Annotated in this window: 17 protein-coding genes; 9 read left to right on the forward strand and 8 right to left on the reverse strand. The window is 70.8% G+C overall.

Going from position 1 to position 18473, the window contains the following annotated elements; translation table 11 throughout:
- Positions 1 to 87: 87 nt before the first annotated feature.
- Both ACFZDJ_RS15085 and ACFZDJ_RS15090 read right to left on the reverse strand, forming a co-directional pair.
- On the reverse strand, positions 88 to 504 hold the full coding sequence (locus ACFZDJ_RS15085; RefSeq protein ID WP_391059359.1) for a hypothetical protein: 417 nt from the start codon (positions 502 to 504) through the stop codon (positions 88 to 90).
- 104 nt (positions 505 to 608) lie between these two features.
- Positions 609 to 1820 (reverse strand): pyridoxal phosphate-dependent aminotransferase, encoded by a 1212-nt coding sequence (locus ACFZDJ_RS15090; RefSeq protein ID WP_075032310.1) that lies wholly within the window; start codon positions 1818 to 1820, stop codon positions 609 to 611.
- Positions 1821 to 1946: 126 nt separating this feature from the next.
- Between ACFZDJ_RS15090 and ACFZDJ_RS15095 the strand changes: the two genes are divergently transcribed.
- A complete protein-coding gene (locus tag ACFZDJ_RS15095) occupies positions 1947 to 2654 on the forward strand; it encodes a hypothetical protein (RefSeq protein ID WP_391059362.1) in 708 nt (235 codons plus the stop codon).
- 168 nt (positions 2655 to 2822) lie between these two features.
- Positions 2823 to 3710, forward strand: coding sequence for a trypsin-like peptidase domain-containing protein (locus tag ACFZDJ_RS15100; RefSeq protein WP_391059364.1), 888 nt, complete (start codon positions 2823 to 2825; stop codon positions 3708 to 3710).
- A 21-nt stretch (positions 3711 to 3731) separates the two neighbouring features.
- On the opposite strand, the gene ACFZDJ_RS15105 is transcribed toward ACFZDJ_RS15100, so the two are convergent.
- Positions 3732 to 5354, reverse strand: a complete 1623-nt coding sequence (locus ACFZDJ_RS15105) for an amidohydrolase family protein (RefSeq protein ID WP_391059367.1) — start codon at positions 5352 to 5354, stop codon at positions 3732 to 3734.
- Positions 5355 to 5392: 38 nt separating this feature from the next.
- The gene (locus ACFZDJ_RS15110) at positions 5393 to 6676 is read right to left on the reverse strand and encodes an alanine racemase (protein ID WP_391059370.1); all 1284 of its coding nucleotides are present in this window, start codon (positions 6674 to 6676) and stop codon (positions 5393 to 5395) included.
- A 152-nt stretch (positions 6677 to 6828) separates the two neighbouring features.
- Here ACFZDJ_RS15110 and ACFZDJ_RS15115 point away from each other — a divergent pair, with 152 nt between their 5' ends.
- The 5 genes from ACFZDJ_RS15115 to ACFZDJ_RS15135 all read left to right on the forward strand — a co-directional run bounded on the left by ACFZDJ_RS15115 (position 6829) and on the right by ACFZDJ_RS15135 (position 11375).
- Complete coding sequence (locus ACFZDJ_RS15115; RefSeq protein WP_391059373.1) at positions 6829 to 7902, forward strand: PfkB family carbohydrate kinase; 1074 nt, start codon at positions 6829 to 6831, stop codon at positions 7900 to 7902.
- Positions 7899 to 8672, forward strand: a complete 774-nt coding sequence (locus ACFZDJ_RS15120) for an IclR family transcriptional regulator (protein ID WP_168510774.1) — start codon at positions 7899 to 7901, stop codon at positions 8670 to 8672. Before ACFZDJ_RS15115 ends, ACFZDJ_RS15120 begins: the two co-directional genes overlap by 4 nt.
- On the forward strand, positions 8669 to 9079 hold the full coding sequence (locus ACFZDJ_RS15125; RefSeq protein WP_390932493.1) for a Rid family hydrolase: 411 nt from the start codon (positions 8669 to 8671) through the stop codon (positions 9077 to 9079). Before ACFZDJ_RS15120 ends, ACFZDJ_RS15125 begins: the two co-directional genes overlap by 4 nt.
- A 131-nt stretch (positions 9080 to 9210) precedes the next feature.
- Complete coding sequence (locus ACFZDJ_RS15130; RefSeq protein ID WP_391059375.1) at positions 9211 to 10698, forward strand: gluconate:H+ symporter; 1488 nt, start codon at positions 9211 to 9213, stop codon at positions 10696 to 10698.
- An 86-nt stretch (positions 10699 to 10784) separates the two neighbouring features.
- Positions 10785 to 11375 (forward strand): hypothetical protein, encoded by a 591-nt coding sequence (locus tag ACFZDJ_RS15135; protein ID WP_391059378.1) that lies wholly within the window; start codon positions 10785 to 10787, stop codon positions 11373 to 11375.
- Positions 11376 to 11442: 67 nt separating this feature from the next.
- Here the strand turns inward: ACFZDJ_RS15135 and ACFZDJ_RS15140 are convergent, their stop codons facing one another.
- From ACFZDJ_RS15140 to ACFZDJ_RS15150, 3 genes are all read right to left on the reverse strand, one after another.
- Positions 11443 to 12780, reverse strand: coding sequence for a M14 family metallopeptidase (locus ACFZDJ_RS15140; protein ID WP_385382698.1), 1338 nt, complete (start codon positions 12778 to 12780; stop codon positions 11443 to 11445).
- 190 nt (positions 12781 to 12970) lie between these two features.
- Positions 12971 to 14266, reverse strand: a complete 1296-nt coding sequence (locus tag ACFZDJ_RS15145) for a hypothetical protein (protein ID WP_391059381.1) — start codon at positions 14264 to 14266, stop codon at positions 12971 to 12973.
- Positions 14267 to 14360: 94 nt separating this feature from the next.
- Positions 14361 to 14876: a SigE family RNA polymerase sigma factor gene (locus ACFZDJ_RS15150; protein WP_390932482.1), complete on the reverse strand. Its 516-nt coding sequence runs from the start codon at positions 14874 to 14876 to the stop codon at positions 14361 to 14363.
- A gap of 150 nt (positions 14877 to 15026) precedes the next feature.
- On the opposite strand from ACFZDJ_RS15150, the gene ACFZDJ_RS15155 reads away from it, so the two are divergent.
- The gene (locus ACFZDJ_RS15155) at positions 15027 to 15395 is read left to right on the forward strand and encodes a hypothetical protein (RefSeq protein ID WP_390932480.1); all 369 of its coding nucleotides are present in this window, start codon (positions 15027 to 15029) and stop codon (positions 15393 to 15395) included.
- 106 nt (positions 15396 to 15501) lie between these two features.
- Here the strand turns inward: ACFZDJ_RS15155 and ACFZDJ_RS15160 are convergent, their stop codons facing one another.
- Positions 15502 to 17202 carry a glycosyl hydrolase family 18 protein gene (locus tag ACFZDJ_RS15160; RefSeq protein ID WP_390932478.1) on the reverse strand — a complete coding sequence of 567 codons (1701 nt, stop codon included), beginning with the start codon at positions 17200 to 17202 and terminating at the stop codon, positions 15502 to 15504.
- A gap of 364 nt (positions 17203 to 17566) precedes the next feature.
- Here ACFZDJ_RS15160 and ACFZDJ_RS15165 point away from each other — a divergent pair, with 364 nt between their 5' ends.
- Positions 17567 to 18442, forward strand: coding sequence for a hypothetical protein (locus tag ACFZDJ_RS15165; RefSeq protein ID WP_384912418.1), 876 nt, complete (start codon positions 17567 to 17569; stop codon positions 18440 to 18442).
- The last annotated feature ends 31 nt before the right edge of the window (positions 18443 to 18473 follow it).

Genomic DNA, 18473 nt, shown 5'->3' on the forward strand with positions numbered 1-18473 from the left:
GATGTGTGGCACCCGGTCCGCACGTCGCTGCGGGTGCGCGCGGACCGGGGCCGTACAAGGGGAGCCCGGAGGCTCGGACGCGGGCTCTCAGTGAGCCGCGAGTTCGCGGGGTTCGGCGGCCGGGGCGTGGGCGTCCATGCGCTCGGCGGCCAGGATCGCGCCCGCCGTGTCCGCGCGGGACGCGGCGACGACGAGGGCGCGGCCGGCCAGGGCGTGGGCCCGCTGGTGGAGCGCGACGACGTGCGGCTCGCGCACGGCGGCGGCCGACGCGCGGACCGGCGCCACTCCTGCCCGCAGCCGCGCCACCTGCTCGGCGAGCCGCTCGGCCGCCGCGTCCAGGTCGGCGGACGGCTCGATCGCGCGGATCTCGTCGGTCACCGCGAGGAGCGCCGCGAGGTGTCCGGCGAGCTGGATGTCCAGCTCCTCCTCGCGCGACCGGTGGGGAAAGTCGGAGGGGGTGCCGGCCGTCGTGTGGACCGACTTGGTGCGGATCGGTTCGTACATGGGGACGGCCTCCTGTGGTCTTTCAGGAAACCATCCTAGCTTGGATTTCGTCTAAAGTTGAGCCATGTCGCACATCTGGTCGTGTCGCGTACACAGCGTGAGTGTCACGGCTGGCTGTAGCCGTCCAGGAAGTTCCCGATCCGGGTCACCGCGTCGGTCAGATCGCCCACGCTCGGCAGGGTGACCACCCGGAAGTGGTCCGACTCGGGCCAGTTGAAGCCGGTCCCCTGGACGACCATGATCTTCTCGCGGCGGAGCAGGTCGAGGACCATCCGCCGGTCGTCCTTGATCTTGAAGACCTTCGGGTCGAGTCGCGGGAAGAGGTACAGCGCGCCCTTGGGCTTCACGCAGCTCACGCCCGGGATCTGGGTCAGCAGCTCGTAGGCGACGTCCCGCTGTTCCTTCAGCCGGCCGCCGGGCAGCACCAGGTCGTTGATGGTCTGCCGCCCGCTGAGCGCCGCGACCACGCCGTGCTGGCCGGGCATGTTCGCGCACAGGCGCATGTTCGCGAGGATCGTCAGGCCCTCGATGTAGGAGTCGGCGTGCGCGCGGGGGCCGGAGATCGACATCCAGCCGACCCGGTAGCCCGCCACCCGGTAGGCCTTCGACATGCCGTTGAAGGTGAGGGTGAGCAGGTCGGGCGCGACCGAGGCGGTCGGGGTGTGCGTGGCGCCGTCGTAGAGGATCTTGTCGTAGATCTCGTCCGAGCAGACCAGGAGGTTGTGACGGCGGGCGATGTCGGTGAGCCCGCGCAGCATCGCCTCGTCGTACACCGCGCCCGTCGGGTTGTTCGGGTTGATGATGACGATCGCCTTGGTGCGGTCGGTGACCTTGCGCTCCACGTCCGCGAGGTCGGGCATCCAGTCCGACTGCTCGTCGCAGTGGTAGTGCACGGCGGTGCCGCCGGACAGGGACACGGCGGCGGTCCACAGCGGGTAGTCCGGCGCCGGTACGAGGACCTCGTCGCCGTCGTCCAGCAGCCCCTGCATCGCCATCACGATCAGCTCGGACACGCCGTTGCCGATGAAGACGTGTTCGACGTCGGTCTCGATGCCGAGGGTCTGGTTGTGCATCACGACGGCGCGGCGGGCGGCGAGCAGGCCCTTCGCGTCGCCGTAGCCGTGCGCCGTCGACACGTTCCGGAGGATGTCCTCCAGGATCTCGGGCGGGCACTCGAACCCGAACGCGGCCGGATTGCCGGTGTTCAGCTTGAGGATCCGATGACCCGCCGCTTCCAGCCGCATCGCCTCCTCGAGCACCGGGCCCCGGATCTCGTAACAGACGTTGGCGAGCTTGGTCGACTGGATCACCTGCATGACGGTGAGCTTACGGCCGCGTAACGCTCGGCGGGGGGTGTTTTCCACCACGTGAGACGTGACGTTTTGGGTCGCTTTCTTCCCGCGTTGTGCCGCAAGCCCTTGCGGTCCTTAGAATCCGCGCTCATGTCCTGGCAGAACGGTGAGACCGAGGCCGAGCCGAGGGTGTACCTCCCGAGCGGCGACGGCGAGGCGCCTCCGGCGTACGAGGCGTACGCGGATCCGGCGGCGGCGCACGGCTGGCAGGACGCGTACGACGGGCCGGGTGCGGTGAGGGCCGACGACGGGTCGGGGGCGCGCGACGGCGGGTCAGGGTCGGGGACGGGCGGCGACGGCGCCGCGGCGCGTACCGGGACCGGCCGCCATGGCGGCTCGCGGCGCCGCCGCCCGGAGCGGCTCCCGCGGCGGCGGGTGGCGGTGGCCGGCGGCGTGGTGTGCGCGGTCGTCCTCGCCGTGGTGCTCGTGGGGCTGTTCGACTCCGGGTCGTCCGCAGGCTCCTCGCCCTCGGGGCAGGGCGACGGTGACGGCCGGGGCGCGTCCGCGTCCCCGGAGCCGACGGCTTCCGTGAGCGGCTCGGCCGCCGACGAGGCGGGGACGGCGCCGGGCGACTCGCCCGCCGCCTCCGGCGCGAGCGCCGACCGGACCTCCCCGGGCGCGTCCGCGTCCACCTCGGCGACGCCGTCCACGACGGCGCCGCGATCCCCGTCGGCGGGGATCTCCACCACCCCCACGGGGAGCCCCACCATCAGCCCCACGACGACCGCGACCACGGGCCGCGGCGCCGCCAACGGCAATCCCGGCCACGGCCAGGGCGCCACCAAGCGGCCGAAGTAGCCGTCGGCTCGCTCGCGTATACGACACGCCCCGTCCCGTCACTCCGGCATGCCCATGGCCGGAAACCGCTCCTTGTCCCTCCCGTCCCCTCGATTGACAATGCGCATGACAAAACTGGAAGTGGCCGGAAGATCTCCGGTCGCCCAAGTCGCAAGAGGGGACCCCCACATGAGCAAGCCTCTCGTCGCCGCGCTCTTCGCCCTGGTGATCACCGGGGCGGGCGTGGCACCCGCGGTCGCGGCACCCGCACCCGCGGCGGCGTCCACGTCCGTGTCCACGTCCGCGGTCAAGGCGGACACGAAGGCGGCGGCGCCGACCCTCCAGGCCGTCAGCCTCGCCGGGACCGTCGCGCTCAGCAACTGCTCCGGCTCCGTCATCCGCTTCCCCAACTCCGCGGACAGCGACCCGGCGCTCGTGCTCTCCAACGGCCACTGCCTGGAGACGGGCTTCCCGGAGCCCGGTGAAGTGATCGTCGACCAGGCGTCCAGCCGTACCTTCGGCCTGCTCAACTCCGCCGGCACCCGGGTGGCGACCCTGCGGGCCAGCAAGGTCGCGTACTCGACGATGACCGACACGGACGTCACGATCTACCAGCTCACCAGCACCTACACGACGATCAGGAACTCGTACGGCATCAGCGCGCTGACCGTGCAGGACACGCACCCGACCGTCGGCACCGCCATCACGGTCGCCTCCGGTTACTGGAAGCGGCTCTACAACTGCAGCATCGACGGGTTCGCGTACCGCCTCAAGGAGGGCGACTGGACCTGGAAGGACTCCATCCGCTACACCTCCGCCTGCAACACCATCGGCGGCACCTCGGGCTCGCCGGTCATCGACCAGTCCACCGGCAAGGTCGTCGCCGTCAACAACACCGGTAACGAGGACGGCGAGACCTGCACGGTGAACAACCCCTGTGAGGTCGACGCGAGCGGCAACGTCACCATTCACCCGGGCATCAACTACGCCGAGGAGACCTACCAGATCCCGGCCTGCTTCACGACCGGCAACAAGCTCAGCCTGAGCGCGAGCGGATGCACCCTGCCCAAGCCGTGACCTCTGTGCGGCGGCGGGCGGTCACCGGGGAGTCCGGCGGACCGCCCGCCCCGCCAGTACGTCCGTGCGCCGCCCGTCCTCGATCACGAACCGGCCGTCGATCAGGACGTAGGGGATGCCCGTGGGGAGTCTGCGCGGGTCCTGGAACGTCGAGCCCGCCGCGACCGTGGCCGGGTCGAAGAGGACGAGGTCGGCGCGGTACCCCTCGCGGACCAGGCCGCGGTCGGGCAGCCGCAGCCGGGCGGCCGGGCGGCCGGTGAGATGGGCGACGCACTCCTCCAGGGAGAGGACGCCCAACTCCCGTACGTACTTCCCCAGATACTGCGGGAACGTGCCGTACGCGCGCGGGTGCGGCTTGTCGCCGCGCAGGATGCCGTCCGAACCGCCGGTGTGCACCCGGTGCCGCATGATCGCGCGGACGTTCTCCTCGTGGCCGACGTGCTGGAGGATCGTCGGGCCCAGCCGGTCGTCGAGGAGCAGGCGGCGGGCGGTCGTCCAGGGGCTCTCGCCGAGCCGGTCGGCGGACTGGCGGACCGTGCTGCCGACGTACGACGCGAGCGCCGGGTCGGTGACTCCCGAGATCTCGATCGTGTCCCACTCGATGGGCACGCCGTGGCAGCCGTCGGCGCCGATCACCTCCATGTGGTGCCGGACGCGCTCGGCCGTCTCCTCGTCCTTCAGGCGCGCGAGGATCGCCTCCGGGCCGCCCTCGCTCGCCCAGCTCGGCAGCATCGCGACCAGCGTGGTGCAGCCGGGGGTGTAGGGGTACGTGTCGAGGCTGATGTCCGCGCCCGCGGCGAGGGCGTCGTCCAGGAGGGTCAGCAGCTCCGGGGCCCTGCCCTTGTTGACGCCGAAGTTCATGGTGGCGTGGGCGAGGTGGAGCGGGCAGCCCGCCTCACGGGTGAGGGCCACCATCTCCTCGTACGCCGCCAGGGCGCCCGCCCCGTACGAGCGGTGGTGCGGGCAGTAGTAGCCGCCGTACTCCGCCACCACCCGGCACAGCTCGGTGAGTTCGGCGTCCTGGGCGTACATGCCGGGGGTGTAGGTGAGGCCGGAGGACATGCCGACGGCGCCCTCGCGCATCCCGTCGGCCACCAGCCGCCGCATCCGCTCCAGCTCCCGCGCCGTCGCCGGACGGTCGTCCCAGCCGACGGCGAGCATCCGGACGGTGCCCTGCGGGATCAGATACGCGGCGTTCACCGCGATGGCCTCGCCGTCGAAGCCGTGGTCGAGCCGGTCCAGGTACTCGCCCACCGAACGCCAGTCGAAGTCGATGTCGTCACCGGGTCCGTTCCAGCCGGTGATCGTGGACCGGACCTCCGCGAGGGTGCGGTCGTCGACCGGCGCGTACGACAGCCCGTCCTGGCCGATGACCTCCAGGGTCACGCCCTGTGCCGCCTTCGCGCTGTGGTCCGGGTCGCGCAGGAGGGCGAGGTCGCTGTGGGCGTGCATGTCGATGAAACCGGGGGAGAGGGCCAGGCCCTCGGCGTCAAGGACCCGCCGGGCGACCGGCCGCAGACAGCCGGCCGCCGCCCCCTCCTTGAGCACGGTGGTGATCCTGCCGCCCTCGATGCCCACGTCGGCGCGGTACGAGGGGCCTCCGGTGCCGTCGACGACCTCCGCGTCGCGGATGACGAGATCCATCACAGGGGCCTCCTGGAAACATTCGTCACAACGGCCTCTCAGAAGAACGTACGGACGTAGTCCACGACCGTGCCGTCCGCCTCCACCAGCGGAATCAGCTGCCACTTGTCGAAGGACGTGCAGGGGTGCGACAGCCCGAGGCCCACCCAGTCCCCGACCTCCACGTCCGCCTCCGGGTCCGTGCGCAGCCACGCGTGCTGGTCGGAGAGCGCGGTCACCGTCAGTCCCGTCGCCGGCCGCTCGGCACCGTCCCGCCGTACCACCTGGACCTCGGGCAGATCGAGGTCGTACGCCGCGTCGCGCTTGCCCGCGTTGATGAAGGCCTGCTCGGGGGAGGGCCGGGAGACGACCTGGGCCCAGAGGCGGAACGCGGGGTGCAGCGCGCCCTCCTCGGGGACCCGGGTGAAGGGGGTCAGCCGGCGGTAGTGGCCGTCGTCGTGCGAGACGTACGCGCCCGAACGCAGCAGCTTCAGTACGGGCAGGGAGAGAGCGGGGAGCTCGGAGAAGACGTCCGCGACGGCGTCGAACCAGGCGCTGCCGCCCGCGCTGACGACGATCTCCGCCACTCCTTCGAACCGGCCCGCCTTGTCGAAGTCCACCGCCAGCGCGGTCAGCCGCCGCAGCCAGGTGTGCACGCGCTCGGGGTCCGCCCCCGGGACCTCGCCCTCGTAACCGGCCACGCCGACCAGGCGCAGGGTCCGCGTCGCGGCCACCGCGTCCGCGACCGCCGCGCACTCCGCCTCCGTACGCACCCCGGTGCGGGCCCCCGCGCCGGCGGCGAGCTCGACGACCACGTCCACCGGACGGGTGGAGCCGTGCAGCGCCGCGTCCATCAGCTCGACGCCGCGCACCGAGTCGACGTAACAGACGAAGCGGAAGTCCGGGTCGGCCGCCAGCTCGGACGCGATCCAGCGCAGCGCCGCCGCGTCGACGAGTTCGTTCGCGAGGAAGATCCGCTCGATCCCGAACTCCCTCGCCACGCGCACCTGGTGGGGCACGGCGAGCGTGATGCCCCAGGCGCCGTGTTCGATCTGCCGCCAGAACAGCTGGGGGGCCATCGACGTCTTGCCGTGCGGGGCGAAGGCGAGGCCGTGGCGGACGGCGTACGTCTCCATCAGTTCGAGGTTGTGCGTCAGGCGCTCGGCGGACAGGGCGAGGACGGGGGTGGTGAAGCCGCCGGTGAAGAGGTCGCGGCGCTGGGCGGCCAGCTCGCCGACGGTCAGACCCTCGGCGTCCGGGGGGAGGCCCTTGAAGCGGTGGTCGACGCGGTCCGCGGCGAGACGGTCCGCCGCCAGACGGGCGGCGGCTTCGGAGGCGGTCATGGGGCCATCCCTTCAAGGGTGCTGCATCGCGTTGCATCATGTGCAACGGTCATTGCGTATGTCGTTTACTGCTGTCTAACATCCCAGCCAACGCAGGGTCAACGGTGCCGCCTGGTCCCCGTCGGCCGCGAGAGCGAGGAGCCCCAGACATCGTGACCCCCAACGGACCTGTCGACGCCCCGGACGTCGTGGATGTCGTCGCGCTCGGCGAGTCCATGGTCACGTTCCTGCCCACCCGGCCGGGGCGCCTCGCCGATGTGCCGTCGTTCGAGCGGGGGATCGGCGGAGCCGAGTCCAACGTGGCGTGTGTGCTCGCCGCGGCCGGGCACACCGTGCGCTGGGTCGGCCGGGTCGGCACCGACGGGTTCGGCGACCACCTCGTCGAGGCGATCGCCGCGTACGGCGTCGACACCTCCGCCGTACGACGGGATCCCGTGCGCCCGACGGGCATCTACTTCCGTACGGCGGGCGACCGGGCGAGCGAGGCCCACGAGGTCGCCTACTACCGGGCCGGATCCGCCGCCTCCGCGATGACCAGGGACACCGTGGACGTGGGCGCCCTGCGGTCGGGCCGCGTACTGCACCTGTCCGGCATCACCGCGGCGCTGTCCGAGGACTGCCTCGGCCTGATGCGCGAACTCACCGCGCCTCGCGCGAGGCGCCCCCTCGTCTCCTTCGACGTCAACCACCGCGCCGGGTTGTGGCGCGACGCCGACGGACCGCGCGTCCTGCTCGACCTCGCGCGCGGCGCGGACATCGTGTTCGTCGGGGACGACGAGGCCCGCGCCGCCTGGGGGCTGCGCGGGGCACGGGCGATCCGCGACGCGCTGCCGGAACCGGCTGTCCTCGTCGTCAAGCAGGGCGGGGACGGAGCGACCGTGTTCGAGAGGGCCGCGGCGGGCGCCGCCCAGGACGCACCCGACACCACCACGTTCGTACGCGCCCTGCACGTCGACGTGATCGCGGCCGTCGGCGCGGGCGACGCCTTCGCCGCCGGGTTCCTCTCCGCCACCCTGCGCGCGCTGCCCGCCCGGGACCGGCTCCGGCACGGCCACCTCATGGCCGCCGCCGCCCTCACCGTCCACGGCGACCTCGCGGTACCCCCCTCCCGCGACCACGCCGACCGGCTGGCCGCTCTGGACGACGACGCGTGGGAGACACTTCGACTCGGCCCCGGCTGGACCGAAGCCGTCACGCGGGCCCAGGAGGAGGTACGTACCCCATGAGCCAGACCGTCGACCGAGCGCTGAGCATCCTGCCGCTGCTCGCCGAGGGCCCCGCCGACCTCGGACAGGTCGCCGACCGCCTCGGCGTCCACAAGTCCACCGCGCTCCGCCTCCTGCGCACCCTGCACGAGCACGGCCTCGTCTACCGCCAGTCCGACCAGCGCTACCGCCTCGGCGCCCGCCTCTTCGCCCTCGCCCAGGAAGCCGTCGAGAACCTCGACGTCCGCGAGATCGCCCACCCCCACCTCGTACGGCTCAACGAGACCTGCGGGCACACCGTCCACCTCGCGGTGTACGAGGAGAACGAGGTCCTCTACATCGACAAGGTGGAGAGCCGCTACCCGGTGCGCATGTACTCGCGGATCGGGAAACCGGTCGCCATCACGGTCGCCGCCGTCGCCAAACTCCTCCTCGCCGATCTCCCCGAGCCCGAGCGCCGCGCCGTCGCGGACAAGCTCGACTACCCCATGTACACGGCCCGTTCGACCCCCAACGCGCCTGCCTTCCTCAAGGAGTTGGCCACGGTGCGCGAACAGGGCTGGGCCACCGACCTCGGTGGCCACGAGGAGTCCATCAACTGCGTCGCGGCCCCCATCCGCGGCGCCGACGGACGCGTCGTCGCCGCGATGTCGGTCTCCGCGCCGAACGTCGTCGTCACCGCCGACGAACTCCTCACCCTGCTCCCGCTGGTGCGCCGGACCGCCGACGCCATCAGCCACGAGTACTCCGGCAAGCCCCCAGCCAAGGAAGAGAGTTCCCGACGTCCATGACCGAGAAGACCGCCCTCACCCCCAAGACCCACACCACGCCGCCGGCGAAGTTCTCGCACGGCGTGAAGAAGGGGAACATCCTCCAGGTCGCCGGACAGGTCGGCTTCCTCCCGGCCGAGGAGGGCAGGCCGCCCACGCCCGCCGGTCCGACCCTGCGTGAACAGACCCTCCAGACCCTCGCCAACGTCCAGGCGATTCTCGAAGAGGGCGGCGCTGGCTGGGACGACGCGATGATGATCCGCGTCTACCTCACGGACGTCGACCACTTCGCCGAGATGAACCAGATCTACAACACCTATTTCGAGGAGCAGGGCCTCACCGCGCCCCCCGCCGCCCGCACCACGGTCTACGTCGGCCTGCCGGCCGGCCTCCTCATCGAGATCGACGCGCTCGCCGTACTGGGCTGAGCGCCCCCTCCAACTCCCGCACCCCGTACGTCATCACGGCACGGCGTCCACCTTCATGGGACGCCGTGCCGCGATCCCCCCTGCCCGAAAGCCGCATGCCCCACTTACCCGACTGCAGAGGTCCTCCGCTCATGTCCTCACCCCTGCCCCTGCTCGCCGCCACCACCGCACCACCGGCCCCACCCCACACCGGCGGCCTGATCGCCCTCATCCACGGCACCGCCGGTCTGCTGACCGTCGCCGCCCTCGGTATCGCCCTGCTTCTCGTCCTGATCATCAAGGCGAGACTCCAGCCCTTCGTGGCGCTGCTCGCGGTCTCCATAGCCGTCGGGCTCGCGGCCGGTCTCTCCGTCACCGAACTCTTCGGCACGGTCCAGCGCTCCGACGCCGTCTCCCTCATCGAGTCCGGGATGGGCGGCACCCTCGGCCACATCGCGATCATCATCGGGCTCGGCACGATGCTCGGCGCGATCCTCGAAGTCAGCGGCGGGGCGGAGGTGTTGGCGTCCCGGCTGCTGAACCTCTTCGGCGAGGAGCGGGCGCCCCTCGCCATGGGCCTCACCGGCCTCATCTTCGGCATCCCGGTCTTCTTCGACGTCGGCATCTTCGTCCTCGCGCCGATCGTCTACGCGGCCGCCAAGCGCGGCGGCAAGTCGATCCTGCTCTACTGCCTGCCGCTGCTCGCGGGTCTCTCCATGACCCACGCGTTCCTGCCGCCGCACCCGGGCCCGGTCGCCGCCGCGGGACTGCTCCACGTGCAGCTCGGCTGGGTCATCCTCATGGGCATCGTCTGCGGCATCCCCGCCGTGCTCGCCGCCTGGGTCTGGTCCGCGTGGATCGGCAGGCGGATCTTCGTCCCCGTGCCGCAGGACATGGCCGAGGCCGCCGACGAGGCGAGGGCCGCGCTGGTCGAGGAGCAGCGGGCCGCCGGGGTCGCGCCGCAGGAGAAGCCGGTGCCGCTCGGCACGGTTCTGGCCATCATCGGCACGCCGCTGGTGCTGATCCTGCTCGCGACCTTCTCCTCGATCGCCTTCGACCCCTCCACGGGCCGCTCGGTCATCACGTTCTTCGGCCACCCCTTCGTCGCGCTGACGATCGCTCTGATGCTGGCGTACTACCTGCTCGGCCTCCGTCGCGGCTGGTCCCGCAAGTCGCTGGAGACGGTGTCCACGGCCTCGCTGAAGCCGGTCGGCAACATTCTGCTCGTAGTCGGCGCGGGCGGGGTCTTCGGCGCGGTCCTCAAGGGCAGCGGGGTCGCCCAGGCCCTCTCCGACACCTTCAACGACGTCGGCCTGCCGGTGATCGTCCTCGCCTACCTCATCTCCCTGGTCCTGCGTGTCGCCCAGGGCTCGGCGACGGTCGCCATCGTCACCACGGCCGGCATCGTGGCCCCGCTGCTGACCGAGGGCGACCACTCCCAGGCCTTCGTCGCCCTGGTCATCATGGCGATCTCGGCGGGCTCCATCTTCGCCTCGCACGTCAACGACGGCGGCTTCTGGATGGTGGCGAAATACTTCGGCATCTCCGAACGGGACACCCTCAAGACCTGGACGGTCCTGGAGTCGGTGCTGTCGGTGGCGGGCTTCGCGGTGGCGGCGGTGGTGAGCCTGTTCGTGTAGGTACGGGGCGTCTTCGTGCAACGGTCGCGTTGCCAACTTGGGGGCTGGCTGTGTCCGACACAGGATCTTCGACCATACTGCCCGCTGTGGAGCAGCGCATAGGTTCGAAGAGCCAGCCCCTGGACGCCGCCGCGGTGAACCCGGCGTACATCCCCGGGCTTACGTCACCCGCGAAGGCGGAGCCGAAGGACGCGGCCGTCGAGGAGGCCGTGTCCGAGGAGACCGCCTCCGAAGAGGCCGTGTCCGAGGAGGCCGTGTCCGAGGAGGCGGTTGTCGAGGACGCCGCCCCCGAGGACGAGGTCTCCGAGGAAGCGCCCGCCGAGGCCGAAGAGGAGGCCACCTCCGAGTCCGAACCGGACTCCGAGCCCGAACCGGACCCGGACGGGCCGGTGTTCGAGGCGTCCGACCGGCGCGCCTCGATCAAGGCCGACCACAGCGGCGTACGGCTGCGTCTGGACGACCAGGAGGCCGAGTTCCGCTGGGACGAGATCGGCGCCGTCGAGACGGAGTCGCCCCGCTTCGGGAAGCGGTTCACCATCACGGTGCACACCCCGGACCGTCGCTGGTACCCGATCGAGATCGAGGCGACGGCCCGGGCGCGCTTCAAGGAGTGGGAGGACCAGCTGGACGCGGTCCTGGACACCTACTTCGAAGACGGTGAGGAGAGCGCCCTGTAAGGGGCGCGGGGAACTGCGCGACCAGCCACAACGGGCCCGCAGTTCCCCACACACCGCACCGCCCCGGTCAACTGCAGTACTGCGTCGCCTTCCCGATCGACCGGTACATGCAGTCCGCGTTCTCCAGCAACTGCAACACGGCGTCCCGGTTCCGTGAGGTCTCCCGCTCGATGACCTCGTCGGGCGGGTAGAACCCGCCTCCGGAACTGGACGTCGGATACATCTCGAAGGTGTAGTCGAAGATCTTCTGACTGCCCCAGAGATAGTCGTCGATCGACCCGTCGGTGATGTACAGGTCGCTGGACTGCTCCGGGGTGTACCCGTTGCTGGCCGCCATCTTCTGGCCGACGGCCTTGAACGCGGCGGCGTCGTCCGCTGTCATGCCGGTCGCGGTGTCGGCGGTGGTGTACCCGAAGGGCCACAGCACGAGTTCGCTGTACGTGTGGAAGTCGATCCCGGCCTTGATCTGCTGCTTCCCGCCGACGACCCGGCTCCGCACGAAGTCGGCGACGACCTTCACCTCGGGCGCGGACTCGGCGGAGGCGCCGCGGTAGGTCTCGGAGGACGTGGAGCCGGACGAGCCGCCGCAGCAGCCCCACTTGTAGTTCCAGTTGCGGTTGAGGTCCGTACCGACGTACGAGGAACCGGAGTTGGGCTGGCGGTTCTTGCGCCACGAGCGGTAGGAGCCGGTCGCGATGTCGTACTCGCCGCCGTCCGGGTTGAGGTCGGGGACGATCCAGATCTCGCGGTTGTTCACCATGTTGGTGACCCGGGAGTCGCTGCCGTATCCGGCCCCGAGCTCGCGCAGCAGATACAGCGCCATCTCGACGGTCAGGTGCTCGCGGGCGTGCTGGTGGAAGGTGAGGAGGACCTCGGGCTCGTTCTCGTCGGTGGCCACGTTGTCGCTGACCTTGATGGCGACGATGTCCCGGCCCTGGTACGACTTCCCGATCACCCGCTTGCTCATGATGCTCGGGTAGGCCGCGAGCCGCTGATCGATCTCCGTGTTCATCTCGGCGTAGTTGTGGTACTTCGCGTCGGCCGAGGGGAAGTCGAGGAGGCGGACGTCACCGGCGCCGTTCGACCGGTTCGGCGCGGACCCCAACAGCGAGACCTCGTAGCCGAGTCGGCGCAGCTTCGTGACCTGGTCGGCGCGGCCCGAGACGACGACGGTCTCCTCGTCGGCCTCGTCCACAGTGACGCCGGTCTGCTGGATGGCGGTGCGGGTCACCGGGGTGGTGCTCTGGTGGATCTCGTACTGACGGATGTCGTCGGCCGAGGGTGCGGGGGCCTTCGCTCCCGTCGCCGTGGCGTGGGTGGCGGTGGCGGTGATCGGGGCGGCGAGGGCGAGCGCGAGCAGGGTCGCGAGGGTGACGGTGCGCCTGCCGCGTCTGTGAAGTCGCATGAAGTCTCCTTGGCGGAGTGGGGGGTGGAATCAGTGCGACGTACGGAGTGCGGGTGTGGCGCTCATGGTGAGCGTTTGGCATGGGCAGGTCAAGAGACGACAAAGAGCCGATGGCGGAAACCGGTCATGCGTCGGACCCCGCCGGCAGGTCTGCCCGACGGGGCCCGATGCGTGAGAGCGGCCAGGGAACTCAGCCCAGACCGCGCCACTTCGCACTGAGGGCGATCGCCCGGAGCTGCTTCGTCGTGAGCGCGGGGGCGGTGCGCGTCGCGGCGGTCTCCTGGCTGCCGGAGTTGAAGGCACTGACCACCACACGGAACCCGTCGGTCCTGATGGTGTCGGCGGTCCACATGACGACGCCGCCCTTCTCGCCCGGCTTCTTGTGCGTGACGACCTTCGTGCCGTCGGCCAGCGTCTCGGCGTCCGCCCCGAAGAGCTGGTGCTCGACGTCCGACATGTTCGGCTGCACGTTGATCTGGACCAGGCTCCTGCCCTTGCCGTCGTCGAGGACGGCATAGCCGTACCCGCTGTCCGGGCCGCTCTTGGCGACCACCTTGACGCCCTTGGGAAGCAGCGAGACGAGCGTCGAACCGATCGCGCGGCCGCTGACGCCGGAGGGCTGTGCCGCAGCCGCCGTCGGGGCCTTGGGATCCACCGGGATCGCGTCGACGACGCCCAGCCACGCGCCGGCCGTGGCGAGTGTCTTCAACCGCGCCGGAGACAGGGGTGGTTCGGCCCTGCTGACCGGCGCGCCCTTCTCGGCCGCGGCGTTCCATTCGCTCACGCTGACGTGCTGACCCTTGGCGGTGACGAGGTCCGCCGTCCACAGCTTCGTGTCCGCGCGGCGGTCCGGGTACTCGTACCCCTGGACGATCTTGAGCGCCGAGCCGTCGGGCAGCCTGGTCACGGCGCATCTGTCGTACGGCGCCAGGACCTTGTCCGGGCACTCGACGGTCTGGCGGGCCTGCTCGCTGCCCGGCAGTTCCCGGCCGAGGCCGACGGCGATGGCCGCCTCGCCCTTGCCGTCGTTGTAGACGACCTGCGCGTACGGCGGCAGCTGCTCGTCCGTGCCACGTGCCTCCGCCGTGCCGAACTTGCCCCGGGGGAGCAACTTCTCGAGGATGCCGATCAGTTCGTCGCCGGTGTACGACTTATTGGGGGCGGCCGAGGCGACGGGGGTCTTCGCGCCGGTGGCCACGGACTGCCGCCCGTCGTCGCCCCCCGGTACGAGGAGTACCCCGCCGAGGCCCACGAGCGCGACCGAGGCCACGCCCCCCACGACGGCGGCCCTGCGCCGCAGCAGCAGCCTCTGGCCGCGCGCCTCGCCGGCGGCGACCAGGGCGCGCCGGTCGGTCTCGTAGGCACCGCCGGCGTGGTGCAGGGCCTCGCCGAGCCGTTCCTCGAAGCGGTCCTCGTGGTCGTGTCCCCGGTGGTGGTCGTGGTACCGGTCGTGGTCGTGGTCGCGGTCGCGGTCGTCAACGGGCATGGCGAATCACCCTCTCTGCTCTCCGTAAGGGCTGTCTGTCGGAGCGGTCAGTACGGTCGTCGGCGCCGGCGCCGACGCCGGCGCTGGGCCGGGGTCAGGGTCTGGCGTGCTCGCCGAGGGCGTCCCCGAGCAGCAGCCGCAGCCGGGCGAGCGCGCGGGTGCAGCGGGTGCGTACGGCGGCCGAGCTGACGTTCATGGCCTCGGCGGTCTCCTCGACGCTGCGGTCCTCCCAGTAGCGCAGCACGACCACGGCCCGGTCCTTGGCGGACAGCCGGCCGAGTGCCTCGACCAGGGTCAGCCGCAGGGGCGTGTCGGTGTCGGCCGCGCGCGGGTCGGGAAGGTCGGGGAACTCGTCCGTGGCGCGTTCCCGGCTGCTGCGGCGCCGCTGGTGGGCGAGGAAGGTACGGGTGAGGACGGTCTGGGCGTACCCGGCGGGGTTGACGACGCGGGAGACCCGGTACCAGCGGACGTACAGGCGACCGAGGGTCTCCTGCACCAGGTCCTCGGCGAGATGAGTGTCCCCGCCGGTGAGCAGACAGGCGGAACGGTAGAGATGCCCCGCCCGCGCCGCCGCGAACTCGGCGTACTCGTCCCCCCGGACCTGTCTCATCCCGCCCCCGTGTCTTTGGTACCGCCGCCTTCACTCCATTGATGCGCCGGCCCCCCGGAAATGTTTCAGGGCACGGAAAGAAGGTTCGGAGGGGGCCCATAGGGGCCCCTCCACGCAGGGGATCCGCGTGCGCGGGGATAGGTTGCCGGGGTGACAGACCAGCCGCCCGCTTCCACCCCACCGGGCTTCGGCCCGCCCCCGCCGCAGTACGCCCCGGGGCCACCCCAGCCCTCGGCGCCGGGCCCGGAGTTCCTGGCGGTCGACAAGCACAACTCGGTCGTTGTCGACGCGTCGGGTGTGGCCTTCGAGATGTACGACATCACGGTCGACTTCCCCTGGGCCGAGATCCGCAGCGTCCACTACAAGGCGAGCCCCAACGGCAAGGCCCTGATGGTCGCCGTGGTCCACCTGGACGGCAGGGTCTACGAGTGCGTGGTGAACGCGAAGCCGCGGGAGTTGTTGCGGGGGTGGTTCGCACAGGTGGCGTGGGTGCTGGGGTACTACCGGCCGCTGGGGTAGCCGTCCGGCGGCTCAGAGAAGATGGTCGGTCACTCGGTAGGCGAGAGCCGGCCACCCGCGCGTGGGGTGGCCGGCACTCGTGTCCAAAGACATTCCAAAGGATCCTCTAGCCGAGCGCGTGCACGTGCGGCCCCACCGAGTTCGACCACGCGTTGCCCGCCGCCGCGTCCCAGTTCGTCGACCAGGTCATCGCGCCGCGCAGGTCCGGGTAGGTCTTGGAGGGCTTGAAGGAACCGCAGTTGGTGCCCTTGGCCAGGCAGTCCAGGGCGTTGTTCACCACGGAGGGCGAGACATAGCCGCTGCCCGCGCCGCTCGTGGAGGCCGGGAGGCCCAGGCCCACCTGGGAGGGGGCCAGGCCGCCCTGGAGCTGGATGCAGGCGAGGGCGGTGAGGAAGTCGACCGAGCCCTGGCTGTAGACCTTGCCGTCGCAGCCCAGCATCGAACCGCTGTTGTAGTACTGCATGTTGACGACCGTCAGGATGTCCTTGATGTTCAGGGCGGTCTGGAAGTACGCGTTCGACGTGGACTGCATGTCGATCGTCTGCGGGGCCATGGTGATGATGAGAGACGAGCCGGCCTTCGAGGAGAGCGACCGCAGGGCCTGCGTCATGTACGTCGCGTTGAGGCCGTTCTCCAGGTCGATGTCGACGCCGTCGAAGCCGTACGTCTGCATGAGGGAGTAGACGGAGTTCGCGAAGTTCGTCGCGGACGTGGAGTCGCTGATCGACACGGTGCCGTTCTGGCCGCCGATGGAGATGACGACCTTCTTGCCCGCGGCCTGCTTGGCCTTGATGTCCGCCTTGAACTGGTCGACGGTGTAGCCGCCGAGCCCGGCCGAGTCGAGGTTGAAGGTCACCGCGCCCGGCGTGCCCGTCGCGTCCGCGAACGCCACCGCGATGATGTCGTACTGGGACTGCACGCCGGAGATCTTCTGGACCGTCGCGCCGTTGTTGAAGTTCTGCCAGTAGCCCGTGACGGCGTGCTTGGGCAGGGTGCCGCCGCCACCGCCGCCCGAGGACGCGGTCGTCGTGCCCGTCACCGCCGTCGACTTCGCCGACTCGCCCGCCGCGTTCGTCGCCGTGACCTGGAAGGAGTACGAGGTGGAGGCCGCGAGGGACGAGACGGTCGCCGATGTTCCCGTCGTCGACTGGACCTTCGTACCCGCCTGGTAGACGTTGTAGCCCGTCGCGCCCGACACCGTGTTCCAGGAGAGGGAGACGGAGGAGGACGTGGTGGAGGAGACCGTCAGACCGGTGGGTGCTGCCGGGATGGTGGGGGCCGGGTCGCCGCCTCCGCCGCCGTCGGGGCCGAAGACCGAGAGGTCGTCGGCGTAGTACGGGGCCTGGCCGTACCACCCGTGCGTGTACACCGTCACCGAGGTCGTTGACGCGCCCGTGGTGAAGGTCGTCGAGAGCTGTTTCCAGGAGGCGGAGTCGGGGGTCCAGGTCGAGACGTCGGTGGTGCCGGTGCCCGTCACGCCCAGGTAGGCGTACCCGCCCTGCAGCCACGCGCTCAGTGTGTACGTCGAGTTGGGCTTGACCGCGACGGCCTGGGTGCACTGGGCGTTGTCCTGCCCGGCGGGCGTGCCCTTGAGGGCGGCCGAGCCGCCGTGCACCGGCGAGGAGACGGTCGTACCGCTGCCCGCCGTGCAGGTCCAGTTGCTCAGGCCGGACTCGTAGCCGCCGTTCTTGGCGTTGTTGACGTCCGCCGCCTGGGCCTGGCCGGCCAGACCGGTGAGGGAGAGGACGGAGGCGGTGACGACGGCGGCGAGGGCGCCCGCCCATCTCCGTCGGGGCGGTCGGGGCATACGTATGACGCGGTCCACTGGGACCTCCGGTGAGGGGAGGGGAGGGGGGTGAGGAGGGGATGCGGAACGGTGGCCACCGTCGTACGTTGCTGGCGTACAAGTTGGTCCAGACCAATTGGGTTGTCAAGACCTCTGGTGGGTGACAGGGGTGACCGGTCGCCTCAACGGTGCCACAGCGTGGGCGACTTGTGGCATATTCGTCTTACTCTCCGTTGATCAAGGCCGTACCTTCCGTGAGTTGATGTGGAGGATTCGGTGTTGAGGCGGCCATGCCGTGGATATGGTGCTGATGCAAGAGGACGTCACAGGGGCCATCTGAGGCGGTGGTCGACCACCCCGCCACAGTGAACGGGGTGTGTGCAGCGTGCCGACCGCGATAGCCGTCACCAGTCCCGACCTGGTGCTCCCGCCGCACGACCGGCAGACCCCACCCGCCGTGGTCCAGCCCCTCGACAGTCTCGAAAGCTCCCTCACGGGCATGCACGCCCTCATCGAGCAGCACGGATACGTCATCGCGCTCTACCCGGCCTCGGTCGAGGACGCGGTCACCCGGCGGCTGCACACCGTGCGCTCCGTCCTGGAGAGCGACCGCATCGCCCTGCTCGGCATCGACCTGCCGCCGCTCGGAGTGGCGCTGCTGGCCCAGCAGTTGCGACAACTGTCGGTCTGCGACTTCAGCCCGGGCGTGCTCGCCTCCTCCGCCCGGCTGCTCGCCCACTACATCTACGCCGGCGCCCTGCTCGGCTCGGTCGCCAAGCTCGACCGGGTCCCGGTGACGCTGAAGTCGCACGCCAAGTCATGGGTGCCGGGCGCCCAGTTCGCCGTACTGTCCCATCCGCGCCCCCAGCTGGCCCGGATCGGGCAGGACGAGCTCCCCGGGCCCGAGTTCGGCACCCGGCTGCTCGTCGCCGCGGGCCAGCCGCCCTCCGACTGGGTCACCGCGACCCTCGCGCCCGCCTGGCGTGTGCAGGGCGTCGCGACCGTACCGCTGCCGCAGGAGTCGGCGCGCTGGTGGGGCACCACCAAGCTCGCCGAGTTCGCCGCCGGTCTGTACGACGTCTCCGTGCTCTACCAGCTCGTGTCGTCCGTCCGCCGGGAGGAGTGCCACTGGTGCGGCCTCGAACTCATCGGTGACCGCTGCGGGTTCTGTGCCGCGCCGCTGCCCCCGCCTTCCGAGCTTCCGGCGGCCACTGTGCGGGCAGCATCCTCAGTACGCGCTCTGCCCCGAGGCGCCACGTAAGCCACGTCCGTACGCCCGAACAACACGCTGA

The sequence above is a fragment of the Streptomyces sp. NPDC007896 genome, assembly GCF_042959425.1.
In the GTDB taxonomy this organism is placed as follows: Bacteria; Actinomycetota; Actinomycetes; order Streptomycetales; family Streptomycetaceae; genus Streptomyces.